22 protein-coding genes are annotated in these 24,363 nt (G+C 55.5%); 9 read left to right on the top strand and 13 right to left on the bottom strand.

The features are described from left to right. Positions 1–153 precede the first annotated feature (153 nt). Positions 154–1,026 carry an OB-fold nucleic acid binding domain-containing protein gene (locus LT965_RS09710; protein WP_232700598.1) on the bottom strand — a complete coding sequence of 291 codons (873 nt, stop codon included), beginning with the start codon at positions 1,024–1,026 and terminating at the stop codon, positions 154–156. Between the two features lie 1,383 nt (positions 1,027–2,409). Between LT965_RS09710 and LT965_RS09705 the strand changes: the two genes are divergently transcribed. From LT965_RS09705 to LT965_RS09695, 3 genes are all read left to right on the top strand, one after another. Further along, on the top strand, positions 2,410–3,135 hold the full coding sequence (locus LT965_RS09705) for a hypothetical protein (protein WP_232700593.1): 726 nt from the start codon (positions 2,410–2,412) through the stop codon (positions 3,133–3,135). Positions 3,136–3,203: 68 nt separating this feature from the next. Continuing rightward, positions 3,204–3,575, top strand: a complete 372-nt coding sequence (locus LT965_RS09700) for a hypothetical protein (RefSeq protein ID WP_232700592.1) — start codon at positions 3,204–3,206, stop codon at positions 3,573–3,575. Positions 3,576–3,577: 2 nt separating this feature from the next. Then, the gene (locus LT965_RS09695; protein WP_232700591.1) at positions 3,578–4,996 is read left to right on the top strand and encodes a hypothetical protein; all 1,419 of its coding nucleotides are present in this window, start codon (positions 3,578–3,580) and stop codon (positions 4,994–4,996) included. 12 nt (positions 4,997–5,008) lie between these two features. Here the strand turns inward: LT965_RS09695 and LT965_RS09690 are convergent, their stop codons facing one another. The 4 genes from LT965_RS09690 to LT965_RS09675 form a co-directional block, all read right to left on the bottom strand. After that, positions 5,009–6,091 carry a DUF5817 family protein gene (locus tag LT965_RS09690; RefSeq protein WP_232700590.1) on the bottom strand — a complete coding sequence of 361 codons (1,083 nt, stop codon included), beginning with the start codon at positions 6,089–6,091 and terminating at the stop codon, positions 5,009–5,011. A gap of 2 nt (positions 6,092–6,093) precedes the next feature. After that, positions 6,094–7,353, bottom strand: coding sequence for a hypothetical protein (locus LT965_RS09685; protein ID WP_232700588.1), 1,260 nt, complete (start codon positions 7,351–7,353; stop codon positions 6,094–6,096). Between the two features lie 59 nt (positions 7,354–7,412). After that, positions 7,413–7,724, bottom strand: coding sequence for a GIY-YIG nuclease family protein (locus LT965_RS16585; protein WP_269782719.1), 312 nt, complete (start codon positions 7,722–7,724; stop codon positions 7,413–7,415). A 354-nt stretch (positions 7,725–8,078) separates the two neighbouring features. Beyond that, positions 8,079–8,339, bottom strand: a complete 261-nt coding sequence (locus LT965_RS09675) for a hypothetical protein (RefSeq protein ID WP_232700585.1) — start codon at positions 8,337–8,339, stop codon at positions 8,079–8,081. Between the two features lie 473 nt (positions 8,340–8,812). On the opposite strand from LT965_RS09675, the gene LT965_RS09670 reads away from it, so the two are divergent. Then, complete coding sequence (locus LT965_RS09670) at positions 8,813–10,369, top strand: hypothetical protein (RefSeq protein WP_232700583.1); 1,557 nt, start codon at positions 8,813–8,815, stop codon at positions 10,367–10,369. Positions 10,370–10,398: 29 nt separating this feature from the next. On the opposite strand, the gene LT965_RS09665 is transcribed toward LT965_RS09670, so the two are convergent. The 3 genes from LT965_RS09665 to LT965_RS09655 are packed head-to-tail and all read right to left on the bottom strand — an operon-like array spanning position 10,399 to position 12,993. Beyond that, entirely contained in the window at positions 10,399–11,301 is a 903-nt protein-coding gene (locus tag LT965_RS09665) for a GIY-YIG nuclease family protein (RefSeq protein ID WP_232700581.1), read from the bottom strand. After that, the gene (locus LT965_RS09660; protein ID WP_232700580.1) at positions 11,267–11,515 is read right to left on the bottom strand and encodes a DUF3006 domain-containing protein; all 249 of its coding nucleotides are present in this window, start codon (positions 11,513–11,515) and stop codon (positions 11,267–11,269) included. The genes LT965_RS09665 and LT965_RS09660 overlap by 35 nt, the downstream gene beginning before the upstream one ends. Positions 11,516–11,541: 26 nt before the next feature. Further along, positions 11,542–12,993: a lamin tail domain-containing protein gene (locus LT965_RS09655; RefSeq protein WP_232700579.1), complete on the bottom strand. Its 1,452-nt coding sequence runs from the start codon at positions 12,991–12,993 to the stop codon at positions 11,542–11,544. A 204-nt stretch (positions 12,994–13,197) separates the two neighbouring features. Here LT965_RS09655 and LT965_RS09650 point away from each other — a divergent pair, with 204 nt between their 5' ends. Genes LT965_RS09650 through LT965_RS09640 form a run of 3 tightly spaced genes read left to right on the top strand, consistent with a single transcriptional unit; the run spans position 13,198 to position 16,228 of the window. Continuing rightward, positions 13,198–13,872, top strand: a complete 675-nt coding sequence (locus tag LT965_RS09650) for a hypothetical protein (RefSeq protein ID WP_232700573.1) — start codon at positions 13,198–13,200, stop codon at positions 13,870–13,872. Beyond that, complete coding sequence (locus LT965_RS09645) at positions 13,873–14,118, top strand: DUF8156 family protein (protein ID WP_232700571.1); 246 nt, start codon at positions 13,873–13,875, stop codon at positions 14,116–14,118. It begins immediately after the preceding gene. Between the two features lies 1 nt (position 14,119). Further along, positions 14,120–16,228: a type B DNA-directed DNA polymerase gene (locus tag LT965_RS09640; RefSeq protein ID WP_232700569.1), complete on the top strand. Its 2,109-nt coding sequence runs from the start codon at positions 14,120–14,122 to the stop codon at positions 16,226–16,228. Positions 16,229–16,320: 92 nt separating this feature from the next. Here the strand turns inward: LT965_RS09640 and LT965_RS09635 are convergent, their stop codons facing one another. Next, entirely contained in the window at positions 16,321–17,277 is a 957-nt protein-coding gene (locus LT965_RS09635) for a PD-(D/E)XK nuclease family protein (protein ID WP_232700568.1), read from the bottom strand. Between the two features lie 195 nt (positions 17,278–17,472). Between LT965_RS09635 and LT965_RS09630 the strand changes: the two genes are divergently transcribed. Together LT965_RS09630 and LT965_RS09625 are read left to right on the top strand one after the other, a co-directional pair. After that, on the top strand, positions 17,473–18,180 hold the full coding sequence (locus LT965_RS09630) for an SOS response-associated peptidase (protein WP_232700567.1): 708 nt from the start codon (positions 17,473–17,475) through the stop codon (positions 18,178–18,180). A 93-nt stretch (positions 18,181–18,273) separates the two neighbouring features. Continuing rightward, positions 18,274–19,308 (top strand): Cdc6/Cdc18 family protein, encoded by a 1,035-nt coding sequence (locus LT965_RS09625; protein ID WP_232700566.1) that lies wholly within the window; start codon positions 18,274–18,276, stop codon positions 19,306–19,308. Between the two features lie 145 nt (positions 19,309–19,453). On the opposite strand, the gene LT965_RS09620 is transcribed toward LT965_RS09625, so the two are convergent. The 4 genes from LT965_RS09620 to LT965_RS09605 form a co-directional block, all read right to left on the bottom strand. Next, a complete protein-coding gene (locus LT965_RS09620) occupies positions 19,454–20,122 on the bottom strand; it encodes an RAD55 family ATPase (RefSeq protein WP_232700565.1) in 669 nt (222 codons plus the stop codon). Continuing rightward, positions 20,119–20,760, bottom strand: coding sequence for a response regulator (locus LT965_RS09615; protein WP_232700563.1), 642 nt, complete (start codon positions 20,758–20,760; stop codon positions 20,119–20,121). Before LT965_RS09615 ends, LT965_RS09620 begins: the two co-directional genes overlap by 4 nt. Positions 20,761–20,806: 46 nt before the next feature. After that, entirely contained in the window at positions 20,807–22,876 is a 2,070-nt protein-coding gene (locus LT965_RS09610; RefSeq protein WP_232700562.1) for a PAS domain-containing protein, read from the bottom strand. 264 nt (positions 22,877–23,140) lie between these two features. Further along, positions 23,141–24,352, bottom strand: coding sequence for an ABC transporter permease (locus LT965_RS09605; RefSeq protein ID WP_232700559.1), 1,212 nt, complete (start codon positions 24,350–24,352; stop codon positions 23,141–23,143). Between the last annotated feature and the right edge of the window lie 11 nt (positions 24,353–24,363).

Raw genomic sequence — 24,363 nt, 5'->3', positions numbered from 1 at the left:
ACAGGCTGAATATTGGTGTAGAAGTTGAGAAGGACACCTTGGCCATGGCGTGCGATGAATCACGGAGTGAGAACGCGCGAGGGGCGTCCGAACCCAGCGTGAGGACGACGGCTGGGGAGGAAGCTGGCAGAAAGAAAAAGCCGAGGAGAGACCCTAGGCCTCCCAGTACCGTTCTCGCTCAGTGAACCTGAGAGTGCTCCAGCCCGTGACTGCCAGGCTCGGTCGCCCCTCATAGAAGCTCAATGCCGCACCACTCACACGAACTCGTTCACCCTCACGAACCAGTGACTGATTACTCCGTTTCCAAATCGTCACTTTGCAACGACCGCTCTCATCTTCCAGCAAACCCACTTGAGCGATCGCTGGATGCGAAGGCTCGAACAACCGCTCAACCCAACCCTCCACCGTCACCTCATCACGTTCAACCCGCTCGAGGTCACCGAATGGAATGATCTGCCCGGGCCCTAATGCGAGTTTCTCGAGAGTCTCAAGCACGCCCGTCGTCACATCCCCATTCTGCTGGACGCGCCCAGCAAGCACTCTCGATGTTGCTGCCCGTGAGAATCCACGGCACTTCGATTCCAAGCGCATCGCTTCCCGATTCACCTCACCCAACATCTCACACCCAAGCTCCTCCCGAGGGTCAACCGGCCGGGCTTCGTAGAGTTCACTCGGCGTCCGCTTACTCACGTACTCCCGAGTACGAGCCTCTCTGTCAGAACTTTCTCGGCGGTCAAACCGGTGGTGTGTGCGCTTAATCTCCCACTCCCGCGCTAACGCCCGCTCCTCCTCCGCAAGCGTCAACCCAGCCCCCATCGCTTCAGGGTGGTTTGAATCTATTCTCGCTCGAATCTCCATGTCCACCGTCGCCCGCAGACGCTCCTCACGCACCCGAACCTCGTCGACAGCCTCAATCTCCGCTATGTCCGACTCCGAGTCTGCTTCTCGCTCGCTTGTTTCTCCGAGTTTGGTTGTTTCAACTGCCTGTCCAACACCGTTACTACCACGTGGATTCTTACTACTCATTGGTCTACTGGACCTGAAGGCGTTATCGCGACGCCCGACAACCACGACTATCACTCGTGGTTTCTTCGACGACACCGAGTCCAACCATTACATCAATTAGTGTGTGCGCCGCTCGCGCCTTCACGAGCGCCCCACGGGGGCGCGAGTGGCGCACACCCAAGGAGGAAATACGCAGCCAGTGGCGCGCGTCGACCCGCCCGGAGCGAGCGGCCAGCGGGATATGCCCGTTCGCGTTCGGCCCGATGTGCGGGACCGTGTCCAGAGCGACTGTCGTCGAGAACGCGCGCCGCCGTGTGGCGCGCGACAGCGCAGGCGGCTCAAAGCGCTGGAACGCGAAAGCCCGCAAGGGGCGCAACCGACGGGGATACCCGCTGGCGTCGAGGGCACATACATTTTAGCCCGGAACGCGGTCGAGTGACGAAGGAACGAGACCGCGACAGCCCGGAATGGTCGGTCGCGAGCGACGCGGAGGGCGGAATGCGGCGAGCGGTGCGTGCCGTCCGAACTCCATCTAGTCGAGGAGGGGCCGCATGCCCGGAGTGATATCCCACGTCCCGAGACGGAACGATATCCTCCACAGGAGGATGTGAACGGGTTACGATCCAAATACGCCAGAAACGTCAACCACGAGGGTTTCTCGCTCGGCTTCTGGGGGATCGTGGCACAATCACGGGTGCACCCACCCCGCGACGAGTCATCGCCTCTCAGTTTTCAAGACAGGCTCTCTCACCGCAGGTCATCGTGTCCTCTGTGACCAGACCTTCCTGAATCAAGGGCCTACCCACACAGATAGGAAGGCAACTTAGAGTGCCATCTCTCGCATCTGCGGGACGACGTCCTCCACAGGAGGACGGAAACGGGTTCCAGCCGTAGAATGAGAGCGTCGTCGACGAGAGTTACCCGTTTGACTCCTGGCTGATATTGCTAAAGAGGCAGCTCGTGTCTTAGAGGATGCCGCCACTGCTATCGATGAACTCCAGCATGCACTGGTGGTCTACGAGGGAAAGCCGATCTACAAGGGAGACTGTCAGTACTTAGATGAGGTGGAGATCGGGGAGATCACTGGCCTGTGATTCTCCATCTCCTCGCCTGTAGATTATGTCCAGGTCGTTCCCGGAAATCCTACTCACACACTGGGTCCCCGTACGTATGCGGCCATAGTTTCTGCCGGTTCTGGCGTGTCCTCAAATGGAGGAACCCCATAGAATGAACTTCACCACCAATGAAACATCGAATGTTCCAACCTTCTCCAACAACGGCCTGAGGCTGGGCCAGTACAGAGAAGTTGGGGATGATTGAGGAGCAATGGCATCAACCAATCTCTTGTCTATGAACACTGGCGTAGGGGATATAGTAAAGTGCCCAAGCTGCGGGTAAATATCCATGAATAATGACCTCGCTCTGGAACTTCTTCGAGAATTGCGTGATGAGTACGAGGAAGGTGCGGTAATCGGAGAAGAAGTCCGAGGAGAGAGTACGGAAAAACGTGGTCAAGAATCATTCAAGGTGCTCCACCAACGAGTGCCTATTCCCTCCGAGTGGTTGAGGGGGGATTCAATCCCTGCCATCTCAAGAATCAACTTATCTTCGGTTATTGCTGGTTTCCACCAAGCAGAGCGATGGTTCCTACTTGAGCAACTCGACTCATCAGAAAAGGTCCCGGATTTGCAGTTCTCAAAGGTCACTCACAACAACCTCTTGGAGGGATTATCCGAAGTCTTCAATCCAACCCACATCTACATTCCCCAGTCAGACCCATTCCTTAGCGTAGAAGCACGAGAAGCGATTAATACCGCCGTATCCGCCTTTGACAACCTCGAATGTGTCTCATTGCACGCCAATGACCGGAATGGCGCTGAGAAAGCGTGCTACGCCATTTGTAGTGACAGGATTCATATGAACCAATGCACCCGTCTTCCGTTAGATCAATCGAACTGGCTGCCGGCGAGGACCCTTGATCTAAATAGAGAACTTCCAGAACACCCTCTCTACTGTGCGTATGGCTCATACGATGACATCGATACAGAATACGCTCTTGGCTTAGCTACCATTCCTTCGGAAAACCCAACCATACGTAATAACGCAGCCGTGAAAATCAGCTTCGAATGACTGTACCGAATTTACCGTGTCTCCTTCAAGGAGATAGTGGCCATACATTATTGGGGAGCTGTTAAATTATGGACCCAACCAACGAAGATACTGTGAAACTTTGCGACGATGGTAGTCTGCAGTCTCCACTTCCGAGGCAATTGTTGAGGGAACTCATTGAAGGTATCCTTCCAATTCAACCAGACAGACTATTCCTCTTTGGTTCGGCCGTTGAACAGGGTATCGAGGCTGACGATGTCGATCTCTTCGTGTTGGCCGAGGCGTTTAACGGGGTTCGGTTTGATTTACGACGTTCTCTACTTGCACTCCCTGAGGAACCGTACGTGGATACTTGGTTGTACACCCAAGAGGAATTCGAGGAACTATATCCAGAGGGTTCTCGTTTTCGAGAGGAATTCGAGGAAACAAAACTTGATTTACATCGATTCATTGAGGATTAGTAATGCACGATCAGCGTAAGGAATTCGGTGAGGGAATGGAGGATGCTCGAACCGCTCTGGGGAAGATCGACCCGAACTACGACGAGAAGCAAATAATCGGTGAACTAGTTCGTTTTTGTGCAAGAGCGAAACGAAGTCAAGCGTTTTCAGATATTGAAGTCAACCACCTTCAAACCTGGATTGATCGTGGGAAACACGTACTCCAGCGCTCCTTTACCATTAACGAGACGCTTGCTCTGAGAAAGTACGGTAGCAATCTACGGGAGAATCCGTGGCGAGCGACGAAAAGGGCAATGGCCCTCATACTGTCTCTTGGTGGGATTGAGGCTGGAGAAGCGAAAATCGGCCGGGGAAGTTCTTTATGGCGTGAAACGTTGGAGTCACTGGACGGGTTAGCGGATGGGGCTTCCTATGTTCTTACTGATGACAGTTTAGATGACCACCATGGTTTCACCTGGTTCCTAGTACTCAATGCGATAGAAGTTCTAAATTCAGTTATAGAGGGGGAAGGCCATGACGCAGATTCAGAGAGTGAGCACTCTGCTCCTACCTCAGATGAATTGAGAGAGAGATTCAATAATATGGTTGAGGGATTAGAAACCCACCTGAATGAGGCGATGGAGTCTTCTTCGGGTCTCCAGGTGTACGCCTACGATCTTTCAAAGAGGGGTCTTTTGTCAATCGACGCACCGGACATTGATGTTGGCAATCTCCCGGACCGATCAAAGGTCTTTCATGCCTTAGGGGGTCTGAACCGAGGGAATGCAGTGAACAAGAGTAGCCTCCCAGGTTCTATGCCTTCGAAGAAACCTCACTTGTGGGCACTCGCACGCGCTTGGATCAGGGCTATCGAGAAGGAGCCGACTGGAGTCATCCCATTTTTCCTCCGTGTTAACACTGATTCCGTCTTTCAGGAGATTTGGAGTGTGAGGGAATCGAAGCTCGAGGCAATACATCTCACCTCTACGGAGGAAGAAGCAGTTAATTCGATGGATGATGGCGAAATCCAAGAAAGACTCAAAGCCATTTTTGCAGATAATTCTGCTATAGCTCCGACGAGCCGGAGGACTCTCTCACAGGAAACTAGAAAGTCACACGGTCCGTGGGAGATATCAGACTTCGACATCGAACTGGATCGAGGAAACAAGAATGCAGTCTTTGTTTCACTCCCAATCAAATCCGCTGTCGAAGCAGGTGGAAAAAGCGTAGAGAAGATGAGTGAGCAACATCTTAACCAGATTTTGCGTCCGTTCCTTCGGTTCGAAAAGTGTGCTGTTTTCCCAGTGATTATCGCTGGCCATACTGCCCCAGTAAATGAAACCGTCAAAATCCTCCGCAGCCGCCTTGACCTCCCCATAAAAATCATCGACGGCAAATTCTTCGCTAAGCTTCTGAAACACCACAATGAATTGCCAACATAGACCTGCCTCGATTTACAATAATCGGAGTTCACCGCTCGTACTTTCGGTAACATCTCCGACTTGTAGCATTTTCTCTAGGAATCGTTCGGCCTTCTTACGGGAGATTCCGTTCTCAGAAGCATAGTTGATAACATCAGTGCGATTAGGGTTGTTAGTCTCTCGGATGGCGTCAATCATTATTTCGCGCTGGTTTCGACGGCCCCGGGTGGGGTTAGAATTGCTCTCCTTCGTACCCTCGGCGGGATCAGAATCCTCCTTCTGTCCAGACGTTTCATGGGGTTCTTCCCCGAGGATACCAGCAACTACTCCTTCAACATCGGATAGCTCAATCTCTACGGACTCCCCCGTTCGAACGAACTTCTCTAAACGTAACGCAGCGTTTTCCCGCGACATCCCCTGATTCACTGCGTACTCAACTACGGCTTCTGGGTTGGAGCCGACCTCCCCAATCGCATTCATCAAAATCGCTTTTTGCTTGCTCTTATAGCTCGTAGAGCCCGAATCAGACTCGCTCTCCAAATCACCCCGAGTATCGTCGATCTCTGACTCTAACAGCTCTTGGCTTGTCGCCTCCACCTCAGAAAGTGAAATTCCTGCGGGGAGTGAAATCCGGCCTGAACGCGCCAATTTTTCCAGCCGGAGAACAGCATCACTTGCGTCCAACCCATTCGATTCAGCGTACTCTATGAAACCCTCTAGTGTGGGTTTCTCCTGGTTCCGAATCCCCTTTCGAACAATCTCCCGCCGTGGCTTTGATGCGTCAGGGGAGGAGAGCATTCGGCCTACAGCTTTTCGTACCTCTTCAGCATCGACACCTTGACCAGAGATATACTGGTCTTGGGTGAAGACAGAGTCAATTTCCTCGTGAAGAACTCCCCTCTCAAGGGCCTCCTCGAATCTATCTTCTTGGCCATGCACTCTCGCTTGAACTTGCGCTCGGGCAAGTTTCGCAGCCGCAAGATCCTCATCCTGGTAATACTTTTTCAGCTTGGAGAACTTCCGAGTCCGACCACATTTTCTACATTCACTTGTTTTTGGACGGTCTTTTGCGATCCAGACGTGCTTACAGTTAGAGCAAACGACGACCGTGTACATTGCTAAAATCGTAGCCCGCCTAGGCCACTATCTTCCTCTTCCTCCTCGTCTTCTTTCCTCGCTTCCTCAAGCTTCTCTTCTAGCTCCCGAACAATATCATACGTCGTTGCCCCGCCTTTAGACTCTATTCCGGTTGGGATATCCTCATCTGCCGTTACGTTCGTTGCCTGTGAAAGTGCATCCCAAGTACCGTTAGCGTCAATCTTGGCCCCCAACCAGACTTGGAGGTCCTTGAGATCTGCCCGTTTTACCCGGATGAGCTTCGCAATCCATTCCTCATTCTCTCCGAGGAAGCTTTTAGTTTGCTCTAATTCCTCATTCGACATTTCTCCCGCGGATTGGATTACCTCGTAGTGATGGTTGAACTGATTACAGAGCATCACTAGGTGACGGTCTATGTCATTAAACCACGTCGTCCTGTCAGCGGTAGTGATCGGACGCCAGCCATGCCTTCTCTCCAACTGTGCTTCCAGGACGTCATAGATCCCATCAATGACGAATTCTGTTGAAGGAGAGACTTCTGGGAGGTACCGAAGCAAAGAGCCGACTATCAACTGTTCAATTTCCCGTCCAGATAACACGTCCCCATTACCAGCGATTAGATCTACAAGACGGCCAGGATCCGCCCAGACATCGATTTCGGGGTTAGTAGTATGCACTAACTTCCATCCCATTTCTTCGAGCTGGAATTTGATCCTGGCAGCTAGCACGTCAATTTCGTGACGCTGGATCTCCCGGAACCCAGTTCGTTTGCCAAGGTCGATGTATTTCTCCTCTAGGAGGATCTCTTGATACAGGAGATGGTCGATTCGTTTGCTTGAGAGGCACGGTGGATTATTGAGTGAATTGAGGATTGCCTCGGTATCCTTGATGACCGGTGCAACTCGCAGTAAATCATGTCGACCATAGTCCGACCGACAATATGAGCCAGGCGTCTTTCGAAGATTCCCGGTTCCGAACCAATCAGGGATCCTATTTTTTAGTTGGACTTTCTGGACACCGTCAGCATGCCGAAGAGCGAACTCAATGGAGTTTGCAACGTCGAAGGGAGTTATAACATTCCGATTGTTTTTGAGCATATCTGCATATATAAAGGCGTTACAGCGTAATGCCTGAACATCCAGAGGGGATAATTCACCCACAGCATTTCTCTTCAGAAACTGAAGAATCTCAGGGGTAGCCTCTTTCGTCGTCAGTGACTCTGAATCGGTAGAGAGAGCAGAGTCAATCTCCTGGATAAACCTCCACTGGCGACGAACCATTCTGTCTACCCACTCACACTCAACCGATTTTACTCTTTCCCGTAATCATGACTGAATCATTACCCAGGCTGGGCAACAAAGTCTTCAGGAAACTCCTCCGCTAAGAGGTCAGCTGTGATCCGTTCTGCCTGACACGCGATTTGGTAGGATGGATACCAGTTCACGTTGAGGATCCTTATCGGTGGGAAAACCTTAGTGAAGTCTGCTGGGCCACTACCACTATTATTGAGGTGCTCATCGAGTCTCTTGAGCAGATTCACGGTAACTCCAACGTACAAAATGCGGTTTGCGCCATCAACCTCTCCAGCCCAGCTTGGGCTTGGGTTCCCAGAATGGATGGCTACCCTCTCCCTGTACTGCGACGTCCACATGCATTCAAGGACATATACTGCATCCGTCCGAGGAGACCCAGTCGCATGTGGGAGACAAGATAAGGCGATTGTCCAGGGACTAATATCGAACTTTAGAGGGAGGGCCTCATCAGGAAGGTCGTGATACGAATTCCGGGGGACTTGGGGAACTACGTCTTCTTCAATCGCTCTCCGTACCCCCCTCCTCCTTCTTGGCAGACGCATGCTTGGCCAATGATGCTATATTTTCAACCCTTATAGTGTTATTCGAGTAACTTATTTATATAAAAACACGCTCTCACAGCCATTTTGAATCTGGGGAAGGGCGATAAACTCGATCTTCGCCGAGTGCGATTAAGAAATACGTGGCCGACATCACTCGCTAGACTCATACCACGCTTCTAGGGCCTCAACGAGTGTAGGCACGTGGTCGCGCTCCATGACAACCGCTGAGTGGAGATCATCGCGGTCATGGAAGTTGACGAGTTCGAGGGTGTCGATCTCCTCCAAGCCATCCATGTTCCCTACCCAGAGCCCTGGCAGCTCGTTCTCGCACGTCCGGTCGAGCCCCTCCTCAAACCAGGGTTCATGAATCACCACACCGTCAGTCCAGTCTGCGCAATCGAACTCGGCCATGTCCGCCATGATGGCAAGGTGATGCCTTTACCTTCGCCAAACATGGTGAAACTGAAACTGGAGGCCTCGTTGAGACTCACCGGAGAAATCGCTCGAGGAGATTTTCTTGGCAACAGGGGATGTACCGATCACACATGCTCGGGAGGGGGAGTACGTCCAGTCTCCCACCTGTTGTCTCTCCCGCGCAGCTGCTGCGTCCATGATGGGGTACGTCAAACGGACGGTCAGATATATGCTGACAAGAAACCGGCTGTGGTGGTGGCTTCCCGGGTCAGCCTGCCAGAAATAACTGAACTTCTACCGGGGGTCCAGCAGTCTCGTTGAATCGAGTGTCAAACAATCCAACATTCTCCGACACACGATAGCGATCGGTATAGAGAATTCAGATGTTGGGTAGACCCCTGAGCAAGTTTCCCGAAGTCTGAAGGGAAGTAACCCCGTGAATTGATTAGTGTCACCTTGGATGGAGAGGCATGGCTGATTTCCCTCTCACTCGAAACCTCAGTATCGGCGAGACGCTTTCACAGAACGAGGTGGAGGAGGTATTTGGGACCGATTTCGGATATCAGTTCAAGGGAATCACCTACCGCCACCCTGACGAAGGGAAATACGTCATTCTCCTTGCGAACGAGGGCGCCATCTACGCGGACGAGTTCGGGAGCGGGAGCGAGTTCACCTACACCGGGGAGGACGTTGAGGAGAAGGGAGATCAGATTGAGACGCCCGCGAACAAGGCGCTCATTGATGCCGCTGATGAGCCAATCCCCATCTATCTGTTTACCAGTGAGGATGGCGTTGATGAGTACGAGTACCGCGGCCTCGCGAACGTTGAGGACCACGAATACGTGACCGATGGAACCCGGATGGTCTACCGGTTCCACATGCGTGAGTTGGGTATCGGAAGCTGGGAGGCTCACAGAGGGAACGGAGGGGAGTCGATGACACAGTCCACAGACAAACGCCTGACCTGCGATCGGTTCTTTGGGGGCGTCAGCAACCGAATCGAGAACCTTCACACGTTCATTCAGTACGTAGAAGCGGAGTCCCCGACAGAGGACGCCGCAAACGAGTGGCTCCGAGAAGAATTCGATGCGGACAGCGAGACGACCAGAAGCCAATATCTGAACTTTCTCCGGAGCCTCAACCTGGTTGACTCGACCAATGGTGAGTATCGTTTGGGCCCTGCCGGCAAACGCTACCTTGCCGACCCGGACTCTGAAACCCTGTTCGCGCTTCTCGACGGGGCGGTGGCTGGCTTTGATCTCTTGCTGGATGCCCTCGCGTCGATGGGGCCGCTCTCCGACGAGGAACTTCGATTAATCCTCAATAGCGGCCCCTACGGCCACGACATGGAGGGGGCGGGAGTCGCAATCCGGCACCGAGAATGGCTGCAGGCGCTCGGATACGCGGAGCGTGACAGTCAGGGAGGAGGGCCAACCAGAACGGGGCTAACCGAAGCGGGGTACGAACTGTGGGAGGCCTACGAGGATGGGCTCATCACGCCCATCGAATCCGAGGAGGAGACGAGCGAACTCGCTACGTCGCCCTTACAGGATATTGCTGACAATCCTGTCCCCGAGACAACTGGGGAAGTGACCGAAGAGGAGACTATCTTCTATGAGTCGAACAAGGAGAGCCAGCGAGCAGCGACTACGGAGCATGAGCAGGCAGTCGGCCGGCTTCGGTCGATCTTTGAGGAGCGTGGATTCACCTGTAAGAAGACGAGACACAGTGACCTCATCGCCTACAAAACGGGTGGTCCAGTGTTCGTATTCGAGGTGAAATCAACCAGCACGGGCGACCTGTGGGGGCGTATTCGCAAGGCCGTAGGACAGGTAGTAGAGTACAGGTACTCGGACGTAATCCAGCGAGAAGAATTCGCTGGAGAATCCACCCCTGGGCTGTTCCTGAGTAGTGAACCCCCTCAACCAATGATGGATTACCTCTCACACCTCGAGACCGAGTACGGAATCGCCGTGCTCTGGTGGGATGGCGGACTCACAGGTCCTTCTCTCGACGCTCTCGACTAGAGTTAGTCTCCCCCCGAACAGTCGAACACTCAATACTGGTCTCTCGGGGACTCCCGACAGGCTAGCCAGTGGGCGCCGAGGAGGTCCGTCTCGACCTCCTCACGCATGTGGAGCGCGTCGTGCTCGAGGAGAGTTGAGTAGGAGAATAGCAGGCTCTCACCACGGTTTCGGCGGTGACGGTACAGCCGGGAGCGGAGGTTTGAACTTTGCCCGACGTACTCGAGTGGCGCCTCCTCTCCCCGGTGCCAGATCCGATAGAGGCCGTCGCTATCGGGAATCGAGCTATCGGCTTCGGTCAGTGGACACGGCGATGTCCAATCCACTCCCATCCAGTCCTCCGTGGTTGGGGAGTCCGCATCGGTCCAGGGAAGCGGACCGACACCCGGGGCCGCGTTCGCTTCCGTCTCGCCCTCCGGCAGGGGGCCGCCAGTCAGACCGTCACTTCGGTAGCTCGACTGGCGGTAGCCTGGAATGATGCGCCCGAAGTTGGCGGTGGGGCTCTCGCCCGCCCCTCGCCGGTAAAGAGCGATGAGCGCGTCCTCTATCGCCTTCCGCTGCTGCTTGCCTGTCGCCTCGTCCGGGACGGCAACAGAGACCTCGAGTGCTGGACCGTCCTGGTCACGGATGGCCCACATGCACGGAGCAGCAGTGTGTGGGTCCCGGTAAGGCATCTCATCGTTGTAGGTCCCGCGAGCGAGTGAGCGAACGCGGCCGCGAACGCTTCGCCCTGTCTCCCCAATGTAGGTGAGCCCGTCCCGGTCGAGGTGACGAACGCGGTAGAGCCCCTCACCGGTTGGAAGTTCAGAGATATAGCCGGCAGAAGGATCGAGGTTCACCCAATCACTCCACTCGATTCCGAGCCAGTCGTCAGAGAAGTACCTAGTCCGGTTCATCTTCTCAATCTCTGGACGGCGGGCGTTTAGCCAGGTCATCAAATCGCTTCTGAGCGTGCTCTCGACGGACCCTTGTCTCCTCTTCTCCGTACTCGATATTGAGTAGGTCCTCGTTCTTGAGTTCGATATGGAGGACGGCGTCGACGTGCTGGGCGTCCTCAGGCAACTGGTCTTTCTCGAGGATGATTTCGCCGACCGTCTCTACATCGCCGTCGAGCAGGACTACTGCGTGGTTGTCCTCGAATCGGTCCACGACACCCGTGTACGTCCCATCAGGAATCACTCGTAATCCTCCTCGAGCACGAGACTACCCTCATCACTCTCTACGATAATGGTGTCGCCGGCGTTGTTCCAGATAGCACTTCCAGCACCCCAGTACAGGTCGCTCGTCGAGTCTGTTCCACTACCTGTATGCAGAGTTACCTGGGCACCAGGATCGAGTGTGAATCCGGATGGGAATGTGTAGGTGTGGTCCGCGGAATCACTGACCGTCCAACCCCCCAACTCGAGTGATTCGCTCCCAGTGTTCTCGAAAACGACGTACTCATCATTCAGATTCTCAGCATCATCCCCCTCTGCGTCCGCGTGAAACCCAGCAATAGACAGCTCCCCATCCTGATCTAGTGTCTCCTCCGTCGTCTTCGTTCCCGATGTTGTGGTCGTCTCCTCTGTCACTGAACCACTGACTTGGATGGTAGTTCGGACGACCAGCTCATCCTCGAGGCCGGGTTCGACTGGGTCGCTGTCACGGATTTCGAGGGGACTGGTTGGCGCTTGGCGCTGCGTTGCAACCGTTATTGTGGAGCCTGTACTCCGTATTCGAATATTCCCGTGTGTAGCCGTCCAATAGGCCCGGATTGATTGTTCATGGAATCGTTCGAGAACGGATTCGTGTGGGTGGCCGTACTGGGAGTCGTAGGCACTGGAGATAACGGCGACCCGGGGTGTTGTTGCATCGAGGAATTCACTACTGGAACTCGACTGACTGCCGTGATGGCCGGCACTCATCGCGGTCACGTTCAGCCCCGAACCATACTCCTCAACAAGATATTCTTCGCACGCGGTCTCACCATCACCAGGAAGTAGAAAGCTCGATTGCCCGTAGCCGAGTCTAAGAACGATACTGTTCTCGTTTCGGTCGCCATCCGCGAGATACCCCTCTGGTGGTGCGAGCACGCGAGTATCGACACCCTCGAAGGGGATGGTGTCGCCGGCCCGCGTCTCATAGAGCGTCACATCGTGCTCCTCAATGGTGTCGAGGTACCCCTGGTAGGTCTGGGAACTCGATGCAATCCCCGAATCATACACCGCACCAACTCCCTCACCCTGAGTTTCGAAGTAGTTGATAACGGCTTCATGGCCCCCGATGTGATCAGCATCAGCATGCGTACTGACGAGATAATCAATGCGCTCGATATTGCGTTCTTGGAGGTACTTGAGGACGTCTTCGCCGTCATCGGACCAGTCCCCGGAGTCGATGAGCATCGTCTCATTACTCGGCCCAATGATGAGGGTGCTCGATCCTTGCCCGACGTTGATAAAGTGAATCGAAAGCTCCCCATCGGGTCCAGTTGGTGATGTTGATGTCCCCGTCAGTTCTGTCGTAGTGGGTTCAGACGTTATGCCGGGTGTGTTCTGTGGTGTTGTTTGGTCACTGAGTACGCCTGTGCACCCAGCGAGCATGACGAGAAGAACCACAGCAAGGACGCCGAAGGAGCGTTTCCGAATCATGAGAGTACCCTGGAAAGCACTGGGATGGTCGTATGCACTCCACAGGCGATGATAGGTATTGTGGGCGAACTAGGCTTGGGAGTGAGGGCAATGTGGTATTCAGGAGTGGTCTAAGCTTGAGTTCACTGAGTCCGGGGCGGGTAGACGGGGAGTTCTCGAAATATGCCGGCTGGCTTATCTGGCGTCTCGAAGCCACTACTGGGTATGCCAACACCGGACCACGATATGCCCGATCTTCCGAGTCTTGAGTCGGGGTTGACTCTCCTCGAAACGCCGGACTCCCATGGAATCGACGCCATCCATACCCTGGTGATTGATCACGTTCTCCTCAACTCCGGGCCCGCGTACTGGGTGGACTCCGGGCATCACGCCGTCACGAGTCGCCTCCGCGAGCTTGCGCCGAGTGATCGTGTCCTCGACCGCGTGCAGGTCGCTCGCGGGTTCACTCCCTATCAGCATACCAGCCTCATCAGGCGCCTGCGCACCAGCCTCCAAGACGAGGTGTCCATGCTCATTGTGCCCGTCGTCGATTACCACTACCGCGACGACGACGTCCGCGGGTACGACCCCCAGGCGATGCTGACCCGGGGTTTAGCTGAACTCGCGCGAATCGCTCGCGACCACGATATCCCCGTCCTCCTTACTCGCCATGGTGCCGACGAGTTTAGTGAACCCATTGCGGCTATCGCTGAGCATTCATTGGAGTATCGGCGGACGAAGTTCGGGCCGCGCTTCGAGGGCGAGGGCATGGAGACGTTGATGTACGACCTCAGTGATGGCTGGGTGCAGACCACGTGGGCGTTCTGGCAGGAAGTCCTCCAGGAGCGCAAGAGTCTCTATGAGGGGCGGGCCGCCCGCGAAGCCTGGGGTGGCGTATAGATGGGGCGAACGAACCGCACCTACCGTGACCGCCTCGAGTCCACACACAGCGACTTGGGTGATTTTCGGCGAGCGCTTCGATACCGCGATCAGGCGCACTACGACCGCCTCTGGGAGCACGCCCGCGGGTACGCCGATGCCGCGGGATACGCGAATCTCCCCCGCGATCTCGACTCAATCTACCTCTCGATCCTGGTCGCTCAGGAGCGCCGTATCACCGAGCTCGAAGCCCGCCTCAACGAATAGGATGGTCTACAAGGTCGACCACCCTGAGCCTGGGACAGCCGTCACATGGACGCTCACCAAGAATGGGATTGAACGTGAGACCCATACCTACCATCCGACGCTGTACGTGGAGACCAACAGCGAGGACCTCCGGAGTGAGGTCGTGAGCGTCTTCGACGGCCATCCCCGCGTCCACCATCTGGAGGTGGTTACGCGGCGTCCAGGGTGGCGTCAAAACCCCACTGAGGTCCTTCGAGTAGATGCGGTGAGGCTGGACGCCGTCGACGAGCTGGCGCGTACTGCGAGTCAACTCGGACGCCCGGGCGCGATCCGCCTCTACAATGTAGATCTCTCCCGGGAGTTCCGCTACTGCCTCGAAACTGGAACCAACCCAGAACCGACTCGGACACCGTCGGTGGTACGGCTCACGGTTCCGCCGACGAGTTACGAAACCGGCCTCGAGGAAGCGACCATAGGTGAGGACACAATCACTGGCACTCCCCGGGAGGTTGCTGGCGAGGTTGGAGCTCGCGTTCAAGCTGTAGACCCGGATATTCTGCAAGTATCGAGTAGTCGCGTGATTCCACTGCTCTTCGATGCCGCCCAAGAGAACGACTACCAGTTAGGCCGGGAGCCGGGTTACCAGCAACTCGCTGGGGCGTCGACGTACGAGTCCTACGGCCAGGTCGGGCACTCTCCTCCGAGGCATAATCTCCCGGGACGCGTCATTGTCGACGAGAGCAATACGTTCTGGCTGAAGGAAGCGAACGTCGAGGGGATGCTCGACCTGGTTCGTCGGAGTTGGAAGCCACTCCAGGAGACTGCGTGGGCATCCATCGGGAACATCTTGACGGCCATCCAGATCCGGTACGCCGACAACCGGGGTGTACTGGTGCCGTGGCGCTCCTGGAGGCACGAACGCTTCAAGACCGCGCGAACACTCGACACTGCTGACCGTGGTGGCTACACGTTTGCGCCCGACGTCGGCGTCCACGAGGACGTACACGAGCTCGATTTTAGCTCTCTGTATCCGAATATCATTCGCGAGCACAACCTCAGTCCGGAGACCGTTCGCTGCGACTGTCACCCCGACCGCAAAGACGTCCCTGGCCTGAACTACGCAGTCTGCCCTGAGGATGGGTATCTCCCGGAGGTCCTGGGCCCGATTATCGATGACCGCGATGACATCAAGCGCCAAATCCGTGAGACCGACGACCCTGGGGAGGTCGAGGCTCTGGAGGGGGCTTCTGCGGCGTTGAAGTGGATTCTCGTCTCCTGTTTCGGCTACCAGGGGTTCGCGAACGCCAAGTTCGGGCGCATCGAGTGCCACGAAGCTATCAACGCGTACGCCCGTGAGATCCTCCTTGACGCGAAGCAGTACTTCGAACGACACGGCTGGCGCGTCGTCCACGGCATCGTCGACTCCGTCTGGGTCCAAGCGATGCCTGACCGCGAGCAAACCCCGATCAAGGAGGTCGCCAGGGAGATCACCGACGAGACGGGGATTCGTCTCGAGCATGAGGCTGAGTATGAGTGGATTGCGTTCTGCCCCAGGCGGAACGATGACGCGGGCGCCCTCACGCGGTATTTCGGCTTCGAAGCCGACAGCAATCCCAGTAACTCAGAGGCGTACAAGCACAGGGGCATCGAGGCCCGCCAGCACTCCACGCCCCCGTACATCAAGGACGTCCAGAAGTCGTTCATTCAGACGTACTCACGGACGCGGGACCCGGAGGCTGTATGTCAAGAGGTTCAAGCCGAGATTTCTCGACTACAGGCTCAGGAGGTCGAGGCGTCTGCGTTGGCGATTACGAACCGGGTGTCGAAGCCCCTCGCGGAGTACTCTCAATCAACGCGGAACGTCGCTGCCCTCGAGCGCGCCACAGATGTCGGCCTTGAGAAGCACGCTGGGGAGAACGTCGAGTACGTCGTCGTCGACAATTCTAAGCGGGGTCGCGACCGCGTGCAACTCCTCGCAGAGGACCCTAAGACGTACGATGGTGGGTTCTACGTCGACGAACTCATTCGGGCTGCAGAGTCAGTGTTGGCGCCAATGGAGTACCGCGAGGAAGATATCCGAGCGTTCCTTGACGACACCCGTGACGCTACACTCGGCGAGTACGGCTCGTAATCAGCACCTAGTTTCCAGTAGTCGTTACCCGCACGTGATATTTCAGTACAGCCGAAGACGGTATGATTGGATAGCTAGTACATTGGTGGATGTTAGCAAACGGGGCTTCTGACGAACACCGGGTGGAAAGTCTCACTCAAATTCCGTAATTCGTCGGCGATAGCAACGATATAGGAATCGTACGGTGAATCCTGTACGACTTCGTCATGGTGAATCTGCTTGACTGCAATGTTCTTCTTTTCGTCCCCCAACTTGGGTTTGTAATCTGGGAGTGAATCGATGTGCTGGGAGACGACCGACTCGAGCTTCTCGCGTTTTTCCCCGGTCAAGTCCTCTTCGTTCAACAGCTGTAATCTGACCTGTGTCCGGCCGTCGTCGCCGGTATCTCTGATGTCCACATCGTATTGAACAGCGGCTGGATGTTCTGGGTGGCTCGAGCGGAACGCAATCCGTTTTTTGTAACTAACCGATTGATGGAGGTTCGTTAGGTCAGTTCTGCGTTGAAACGTATCTCCAATTGACCGCAGGACACTGGAGGCGTCAGTTGTACTTGATTTCTGCTCTGTCGACTTTATCAGTGCTTGGAAGAACTCTACACTATCGTGAGGTAGATCGTCTAGGTAGTTGAGGACGGCCTCATAATGAATGACCGAATCAAATTCGGCCCTCGTTTCCTGCGAGACGTAGCGTTCCGGGGCCAACAAACAAATTGTAAACGAATCCCAGTTCTCTCGATCGACGCGAAACTGACCGCGGTTGTAGTAGCGCTCGATCTGATTTGGTTGGAAGGAGGCGTCGATCTTGTTCTCGACCAGCACGAGGTGGCGTGCGCCTGAGGTAGTGCGGAAGCCGAATTCGATGTCTGACTCGCCTAAACCAGCGTAGTGCTCCTGTATGATGCCGCCAATGTATTCTTCAATCTCCAGATGAGGCACTGCCTGTGAAACGAACCATTGCCTGAAGTCGGGGGATGTTTCTACCAACTGGATAACCGAGAGGTTGACCTCCCCCTCGCCTGCCTCGATCGGACTGTCCGCTTCAAGATCCATATCTTCAGGTAACATTTCTAATACATACTTCTTCGGGAGGCTCTAGCTGATGCGGAAGGCGTCTCAAGCATACCGGGCATGACCACCCACAGGCTAACCCAGTATACCGAGTTAGGACCCCCTCAATCACAAACAATCTCTATGCCGAGCACTTGGCCCGGGGGGTTAACCTCTCTTGGCGGTGTAGAGGAGTATATGTGTGGTCGGACCAGCCTTGCCGTCGACATCAGCGTCCTCCGGCAACGCTTTGACGTTGCCACCACGGACGCAGTCGAGGCGTACGTCCCGAAGTACAACATCGACCCCAGTGACGGCCTAGTCACCATCACCAACGAGAACCCCGACACCGCCGACGTCTTGGAGTGGGGATTCGTTCCTGAGTGGGCCGACGACCCTGATGACGTCCCGAACCCGATCAATGCACGAGCGGAGGGCGTCCAGGACTCCGGAATGTTCCGGAGTGCACTCAAGAACAAGCGATGTCTCGTCATCGCCGACGGATTCTACGAGTGGCAGGGCGCTCGTGGGAGGAAACAACCCTACCGGATCGTCCGCGAGGACCGAGAACCGTTCGCGTTCGCTGGACTCTGGAGCCAGTGGGAACCCGCGTCCGGGAACAGTCTTAGAGAGACGGTGACGATTCTGACGACGGAGCCGAATGCGGTTCTGGAACCGATCCATGACCGAATGCCAGTGATGCTCGAACCCACCGAGGAAACCGCGTGGTTGACGGGTGACACCACGGACGCGATGGGTGTCCTTGACACCTATCCCGAGGACGTCCTTGAGGCGTACCCCGTGTCGAAGCAGGTGAATAATCCGGATACGGAGACGCCAGACTTGTACGAGCAAATCGACATTGGGGAGCAGAGTGGCCTGGACGAGTTTTCTGCGTCCGATTAGCGAATTCGGGACGCTGCCATCCCAGTAGTTACCGTATTGTATTCGGAAATATGCCCTATATCCTTATCCGGCCTGTCGACGCACTCCCTGGATATGATCACCCATCCACACGTCTTCGACGAGGGCTGGGTGCCCGAGGACCTTCATGCGCGAGACGGTGAAACCACCGCGCTCGCCTCCGCATTCTCCCCAATCACGAACGGTGAAGCCCCCAATCCAGTCCTCCTCTCAGGGCCACCAGGTGCGGGGAAGACGGCGACCTCGCGCTGGGTGCTCCAGGAACTCGATGAGGAGACCGCAGTCAGAACAGCTCTAGTGGATTGCTGGACGAACCATCGGCCCTATCAGGCGTACACTGCCATCCTCCAGGGCCTCGGCCGCCCGGGCGTCGTGCAACCGAAGACGCCACAGACCGCCCTCCGCTCACGAGTCCGATCGGCACTTCCAGACTCCGGGTGCGTGATCGTACTCGACGAAGCCGACCAACTCGACGACCCACACCTCATTGCCGACCTTAACGCCATGGACGGGGTTGGCGTCGTCACCATCGTGAACGACGAGGACCGCTTCCGGGACCGACTTCGACGCGAATCAGTCAGTATCGAGTGGACGGAGAATATCCCATACGGACCATATTCCCAGGATGCCCTCGTAGGGATTCTCCAGCCACGCGCTGTCCGTGGCCTCGAATCCTGGGCGTACACCACCAGGGATCTCGAGGAGGTCGCAGCGCTCGCCAATGGGAATGCACGGGAGGCGATTCAAACCCTACGGGCGGCCGTGGATGCAGCTCGCGCGAGCGACCAAGAGGAATTGACGTCAGGCGTAATCGAGGCTGGCCGGGAGACTGCGATAAATCGTATCCGCCAGAAGGCACGGAGTCGATTACAGCGGCATGAACGCATCGTCCTTGAGGTCCTCGAGGAGCTTGGTGAGTCGGCGAAGAGTAGGATCTACGAGGAATACGAACAACGGGTCGGCGAGGAGGAGGCGCGGACGCCACGCCGTGTTGGTGACTACCTGAGTAAGTTAGAGTCCTATAATCAAGTCGTCTCAGCGGGCGAAACACGGGGAAGGACGTATCGAGCGGTCACCGACGCCAGGGATTCCCGGATACTCGGGCACTGAATCAGTAGTTGAGCGCTCATTGCTTCGATTCAATCGGGTACTGTTCCTGGTTGCCATTGCAGGCCTCAAATAGTAGGCGCTCGATGGAGCGCGAGGACGGGTGGCAAATCAGTGCTACTGCACGCAGCAATCATTGACCATTTTCTTACTCCTCTTCCTGGAGGCTTCCCCAGGGGGTGGGTCGCTTTCCGAATCCGCGGATGCGGAACTCGAGGTCGCCATTAGCGGGTTCCCGGAGTTCAATCACGCCGTCGAATTGTCCAGTGATTGTATTAACTAGCTGTGGCTCATGAGCATCGCTGTCGAGGGTGTAGATTCCGAGGCCACCAGTTGCCCCGATTCGTTTCGTGTAGATATGAATGAATTTGAAGACCGTCTGATTATCCAAGTACTGCAAGAGCGTGGACACTGAGATCAGGCCGTATCGAATATCGGTAATCCCGTTGTTCTCGAATTGTTGGAATAATTTTGCCGTCCCGATACTAATCCCCGTGAGGTCACTAGGCGACGAAACGCTCTCCGTGGTCACATTGAGTAACTCCTGGCCTTCACTGCCAGAGGTATCTATAATGCCGACGCGACCCTCATCTAGTGAGCCAACGTAGCGTTCGAGATCACTGTTAACGGTCGCTGCGCTGTCCGTCGTGATACAGAGGACGCCTTCTCCACTCTCGTACCCGGTTGCTAGCAGCTGTAGCGCTAACTCTCGTTTCCCAGTCATGGACGGGCCCACGATGGCGATGTTCGTCCCTGCGGGAAGCTCATCTAGAGTATTACCCGGTAGGAATCCACTCGCATCGTACGGTTCATTCATTGATCTTCACCCGTCGTCTCAAACGCGTCACTATCACCTAGTCCAATATCATCGACGCTATCATTCGCGCCTTCGATCTCACGGACTGAACTGACGAAATCGATGTCCGCGCCCATATCCCCGAGGTCCTCGTCGACTTCCGCGCGTTTCACCTCAATCCGTTCGAGCAGTTCCTGGTACTCTGCACTCTCATGGAGTTCTTCTTCGGTTTTCTGAGCCTGAAGGGCGCCTTTACGCGCCATCAACGAATGATACTCCTGTAGCGCGCTATTGAGTGTCGCCCGATCGAGCAGCTGCTCGATGGTATCGAGTAACTCCTGGCGGTCCGGCGGTTTGGTGATGTAAGCGTCGAACCCCATCTCAATCACATCGAAGTCAGGTTCAACCGCCGTCACCATCGCAACACGACAGTCGATTCCTCGCTCACGGATTCCCGCTAACACCTGGACTCCAGACCGATGAGGCATCATTCGATCCAGTAACACGACATCGACCGTCTCATCAACGATTTCCAGAGCCTCCTGTCCATTAGTTGCTAGCCTGATTTCGTACTGGTCGCCGAGCCATAGTCCATATCCCTCTGCAACAGACGGTTCGTCCTCGGCGATGAGAATGACCGGGCGGTCGTGATCCGTCATTCGTTCCACCCTTCTTCGACCTCTCGATTGAATATAGTTCGCATCATCAGTATCCACCTTCATTGACCAATTCGATAACGAAACAAGCACCACCAGTATCGCTGTCCTCAACCCGTACGTTGCCACCGTATTTCTCGATCATCACATCAACGAAAAAGAGGCCGAATCCCGAGCCCGTTTCCTTAGCGTGTGAGGTTTCACCGCGACGGAAAACCGATTCCTTCCGCTCATCGGGGACTCCGGAACCGTTGTCAGCGATTCGTATCTGGACAGTATCCCCGGTTATCTCGAGAGCTGTCTCGACCCTGAGGCCAGTTGTTTCGTTATGTTCAATACTGTTAGACAGGACGTTGCCGAGGACGTCAGCGAGTAACTCGTCGGCTTGTACCCGAGTACCGTCGGGTACTGCTGTTTCAAATGCTACCTCGGGAAAAGCCGTTCCCAGTTCTCGGAGCTTTCGGTGGAGAATCGCCGAGACATCAATCGGCTCGAGTTGATGTTCTTTACTAGGTGTTGCGAGCGTCTCGACGACTCGACGGACGCGCTTTGTGACTTCAGTCGTCGTGTCACACCAGTCTACAATCGTCTGTGCGTACTGCGCATGATCGTCCTCAAGTTCATCAGCTAATAGTTCCGCACGCATCTTGATAACGGTCATCCCATTGAGGACGTCATGGCGGAGAATCGAATTGAAGAACTCCATCCGCTCACGCTGGCGCTGAAGTTCCGTGACGTCCATCGAGACGCCGATCACACTCGTCACCTTGCCATCCGTGTAGACCGGCTTATAATGCGTTTCGAGCGTGATATCGCCTAGTGTGAGATTGTACCGGAAGGACTCCCCCTCGAGTGCGCGTTCGGCCGCGGTAATGACTTCCTCGTTGCCAGCATAGGCCTCGAATATGCGTTCACCGATAAGATCGTCGGGGTCAATACCGACTTTCGACAGCATCTCACCCCGTACTTCCTGGAACACGCCATCACTGTCGAATCGGTAGAGGATGACTGGCGTTGCGTCGAGAATGCTCAATAACGCCTCTTGCTGGTCCGAGACATCCGTGGAGACCGCGGCAATCCCGTCGTTATACGGGTACGCTTGTATACTAACCAACTTGTCCCCGAATGGGTAGTGGAACTCGAAATCCACCGGCTCACCAGTCTCCATGACCTGGTTGAACTTCTGTTCCAGAATACCACCCTTTGACTCTGGGAATAAGTCCCAGAGGAGTTCGCCCTGGATTTCACTGACAGGCTGTTCAAGGCGCTCCGCCAGCGCCTCGTTACAGAAGGTGACTCTCCACTGGCTATCGATCGTGTAGTGTGCATCCGGCAACCGCTCAACGAGTTCTCCGTAATGTTGCTCCTGCTGGCGAAGCGCCTGCTCGTTTTGCTTTCTCCCAGTGATATCTGTTACCATGCCAATCATCCGACCCGGTCCACTCACAGTGTCTTGCAGTTCAGCGCGTGCATGCACCCAGCGCTGCTCTCCATCCTCACGAGTAATCCGGTACTCTGATTCGAACATTTCGCCATCCTCGAGTGCAGCCTCAATCGCCGATTCGACCGTAGACCGGTCCTCAGGATGAACGCGTTTAGAGAAGGCCTCGAACGTACCATCGAACGTACTAGGGGCGAGACCGAATAATCGTTCCATACTCTCCGTCCAAATCACCTCATCCGTTCCAACATCCCATTCCCAGACACCAGTGTTCGTCCCCGTGAGCGCCATCTCAAGGCGACGCTCCGAGAGACTATCAGTCGCTTCCCCGTCGTCTACCGGATCAGACCGAAGCGTCGAAACCAGCTGTAGCTGGTCGTCGACGGTGATTGTATCCAGATCAAGCGCCACCCACCGTTTAACGCCATCACCATCTGTCAGCGCGGTCTCGAATGTATGGGAGTCGCCGTCAAGCGCCCGTTCGATCGCAACACCGAGTGACGACGCTTCCTGCCCGGCAAGGTCGCAAAGTGATCGCCCCTCAAGCGCTGATTGAGTATAATTGAGCGCGCTCGCATACGCTTGATTCACTGCTTCAAACCGCGCTGTACCCGGTTCATGAATCGCGATGCTAGCTGAGGCCGTCTCGAAGACCTGTTTATAGAATGAGTCCGGCATCTTCGCTGTCTACTATTGTCTAACCCGCCCTCATGATAGATGTTCGCACGCGATTGCTAGTCCCCCCAACAAGACCACTACGAAATGCACATCTGAGTGAGTCGTGGGCTGGTTCTTGGCCTGTGTAGTGGGTAGTATCACAGTAGGGACATCTGGGTAGATTGAAGTCCAGGCGTTCTATAGTACGTGTTCTGTGGCACTCCAAGCCACTCACGGTTAATGGCGTTCGAATGCGAGTGCGCTGGTGTGTTGCTGGCTTACCGGTTATCCTGTTTCGTTTGTGTCGAGGAAATCCCGGACGGTGTCACCGAACACGTTGAACGCGACCATGACGACGATGAGGAGGACGACTGCGGATGTACTCACCCACCATTTTTGCGTCCAGGTCATGGCATCCGCAGAGAGCCCGATTCGGAGGACTCGCCCCAGCGAGTCTGAGCCGACTCGGTTGAGCTCTAAGAATGCGAGCGCGGCCTGCACTAGGATGAGTACGGGTATCAGCCTTGTAAGCGACGTAACAATCGTTGCCGTGGAGTTCGGGATGACGTGTCGGCGAATAATCTGCAGGTGACTAGCGCCGGCGACTTCTGCAGCCCGAATGTATGGCTTTGAGCGGCGTTTGAGGACTTCCCCTCGGATAAGTCGTGCCATGCCGCCCCAGTCGAGAAGCCCGAAGACGAGCGCGAGCGAGAAGAGGCCGCCGTCTGAAACGCCTTCGTGGTGCCCGAAGAACATCGTCGCGAGGACGATATACACGACGATTGCGGGAATCGTCTGCTGGAAATCCACGTAACGCATGAGGATGTCATCGATCAAGCCACCGAAGTAGCCTGCAGTGGTCCCGACGGCGGTGGCGATGACCGCCATAATCATCGCCGTGGAGAGTCCGAGTTTCAAGCCGACGTGCATGCCTTCTATGAGGAGGCCCGCGATGTTTTCCCCGTACTGGGTTGCCCCGAGTGGGTACTCCCATGTCCCATGGCAGTAGCCATTCGTGAGCTCACCAACGCAGTTGTAGTAGTAGACGTCGCCGACATAGACGGAGGTGAACACTGGTGGCTGCAGCTTGTGCGCTAGTCGTGGATACGACTTATTGAGGACAATTTCGGGGCCGAGGAGGCCAAGCACGCCGAAGAGAATGAGGAACGCGAGGCTCAGAATACCGGCCGGCTTGGACCGGAACTTCCGAAGATACCGGAGGGTATGGTGTCTGTTTTCCGCGAGTGGAACGAGGGCGTATCGGGTGAACAGTACGAGGGAGATGAGGAAGAGCCAGTCCATTCGGCCGACGTCCCAGTGCAGGAACCAGAATAGTTCGTCCGGAGTGACGACGTAATCGTAGATGAACAGTGCTGCGAGCGTGCTAAGTGCGAGAAGTAGCCCGATGGTTTTTGCGTTTAAGCGATACCGTGATTGATCGACGTCCTCCCACGATATTTTTGTGAACTCGGGCGGCGATGGCTCATTGGAGGGCATCTCGCATCGCT

Origin of the sequence: Halobacterium wangiae, from assembly GCF_021249345.1 — an archaeon.
GTDB classification, from domain to species: domain Archaea; phylum Halobacteriota; class Halobacteria; order Halobacteriales; family Halobacteriaceae; genus Halobacterium; species Halobacterium wangiae.
This window is presented reverse-complemented; position numbering and strand designations above follow the sequence as displayed.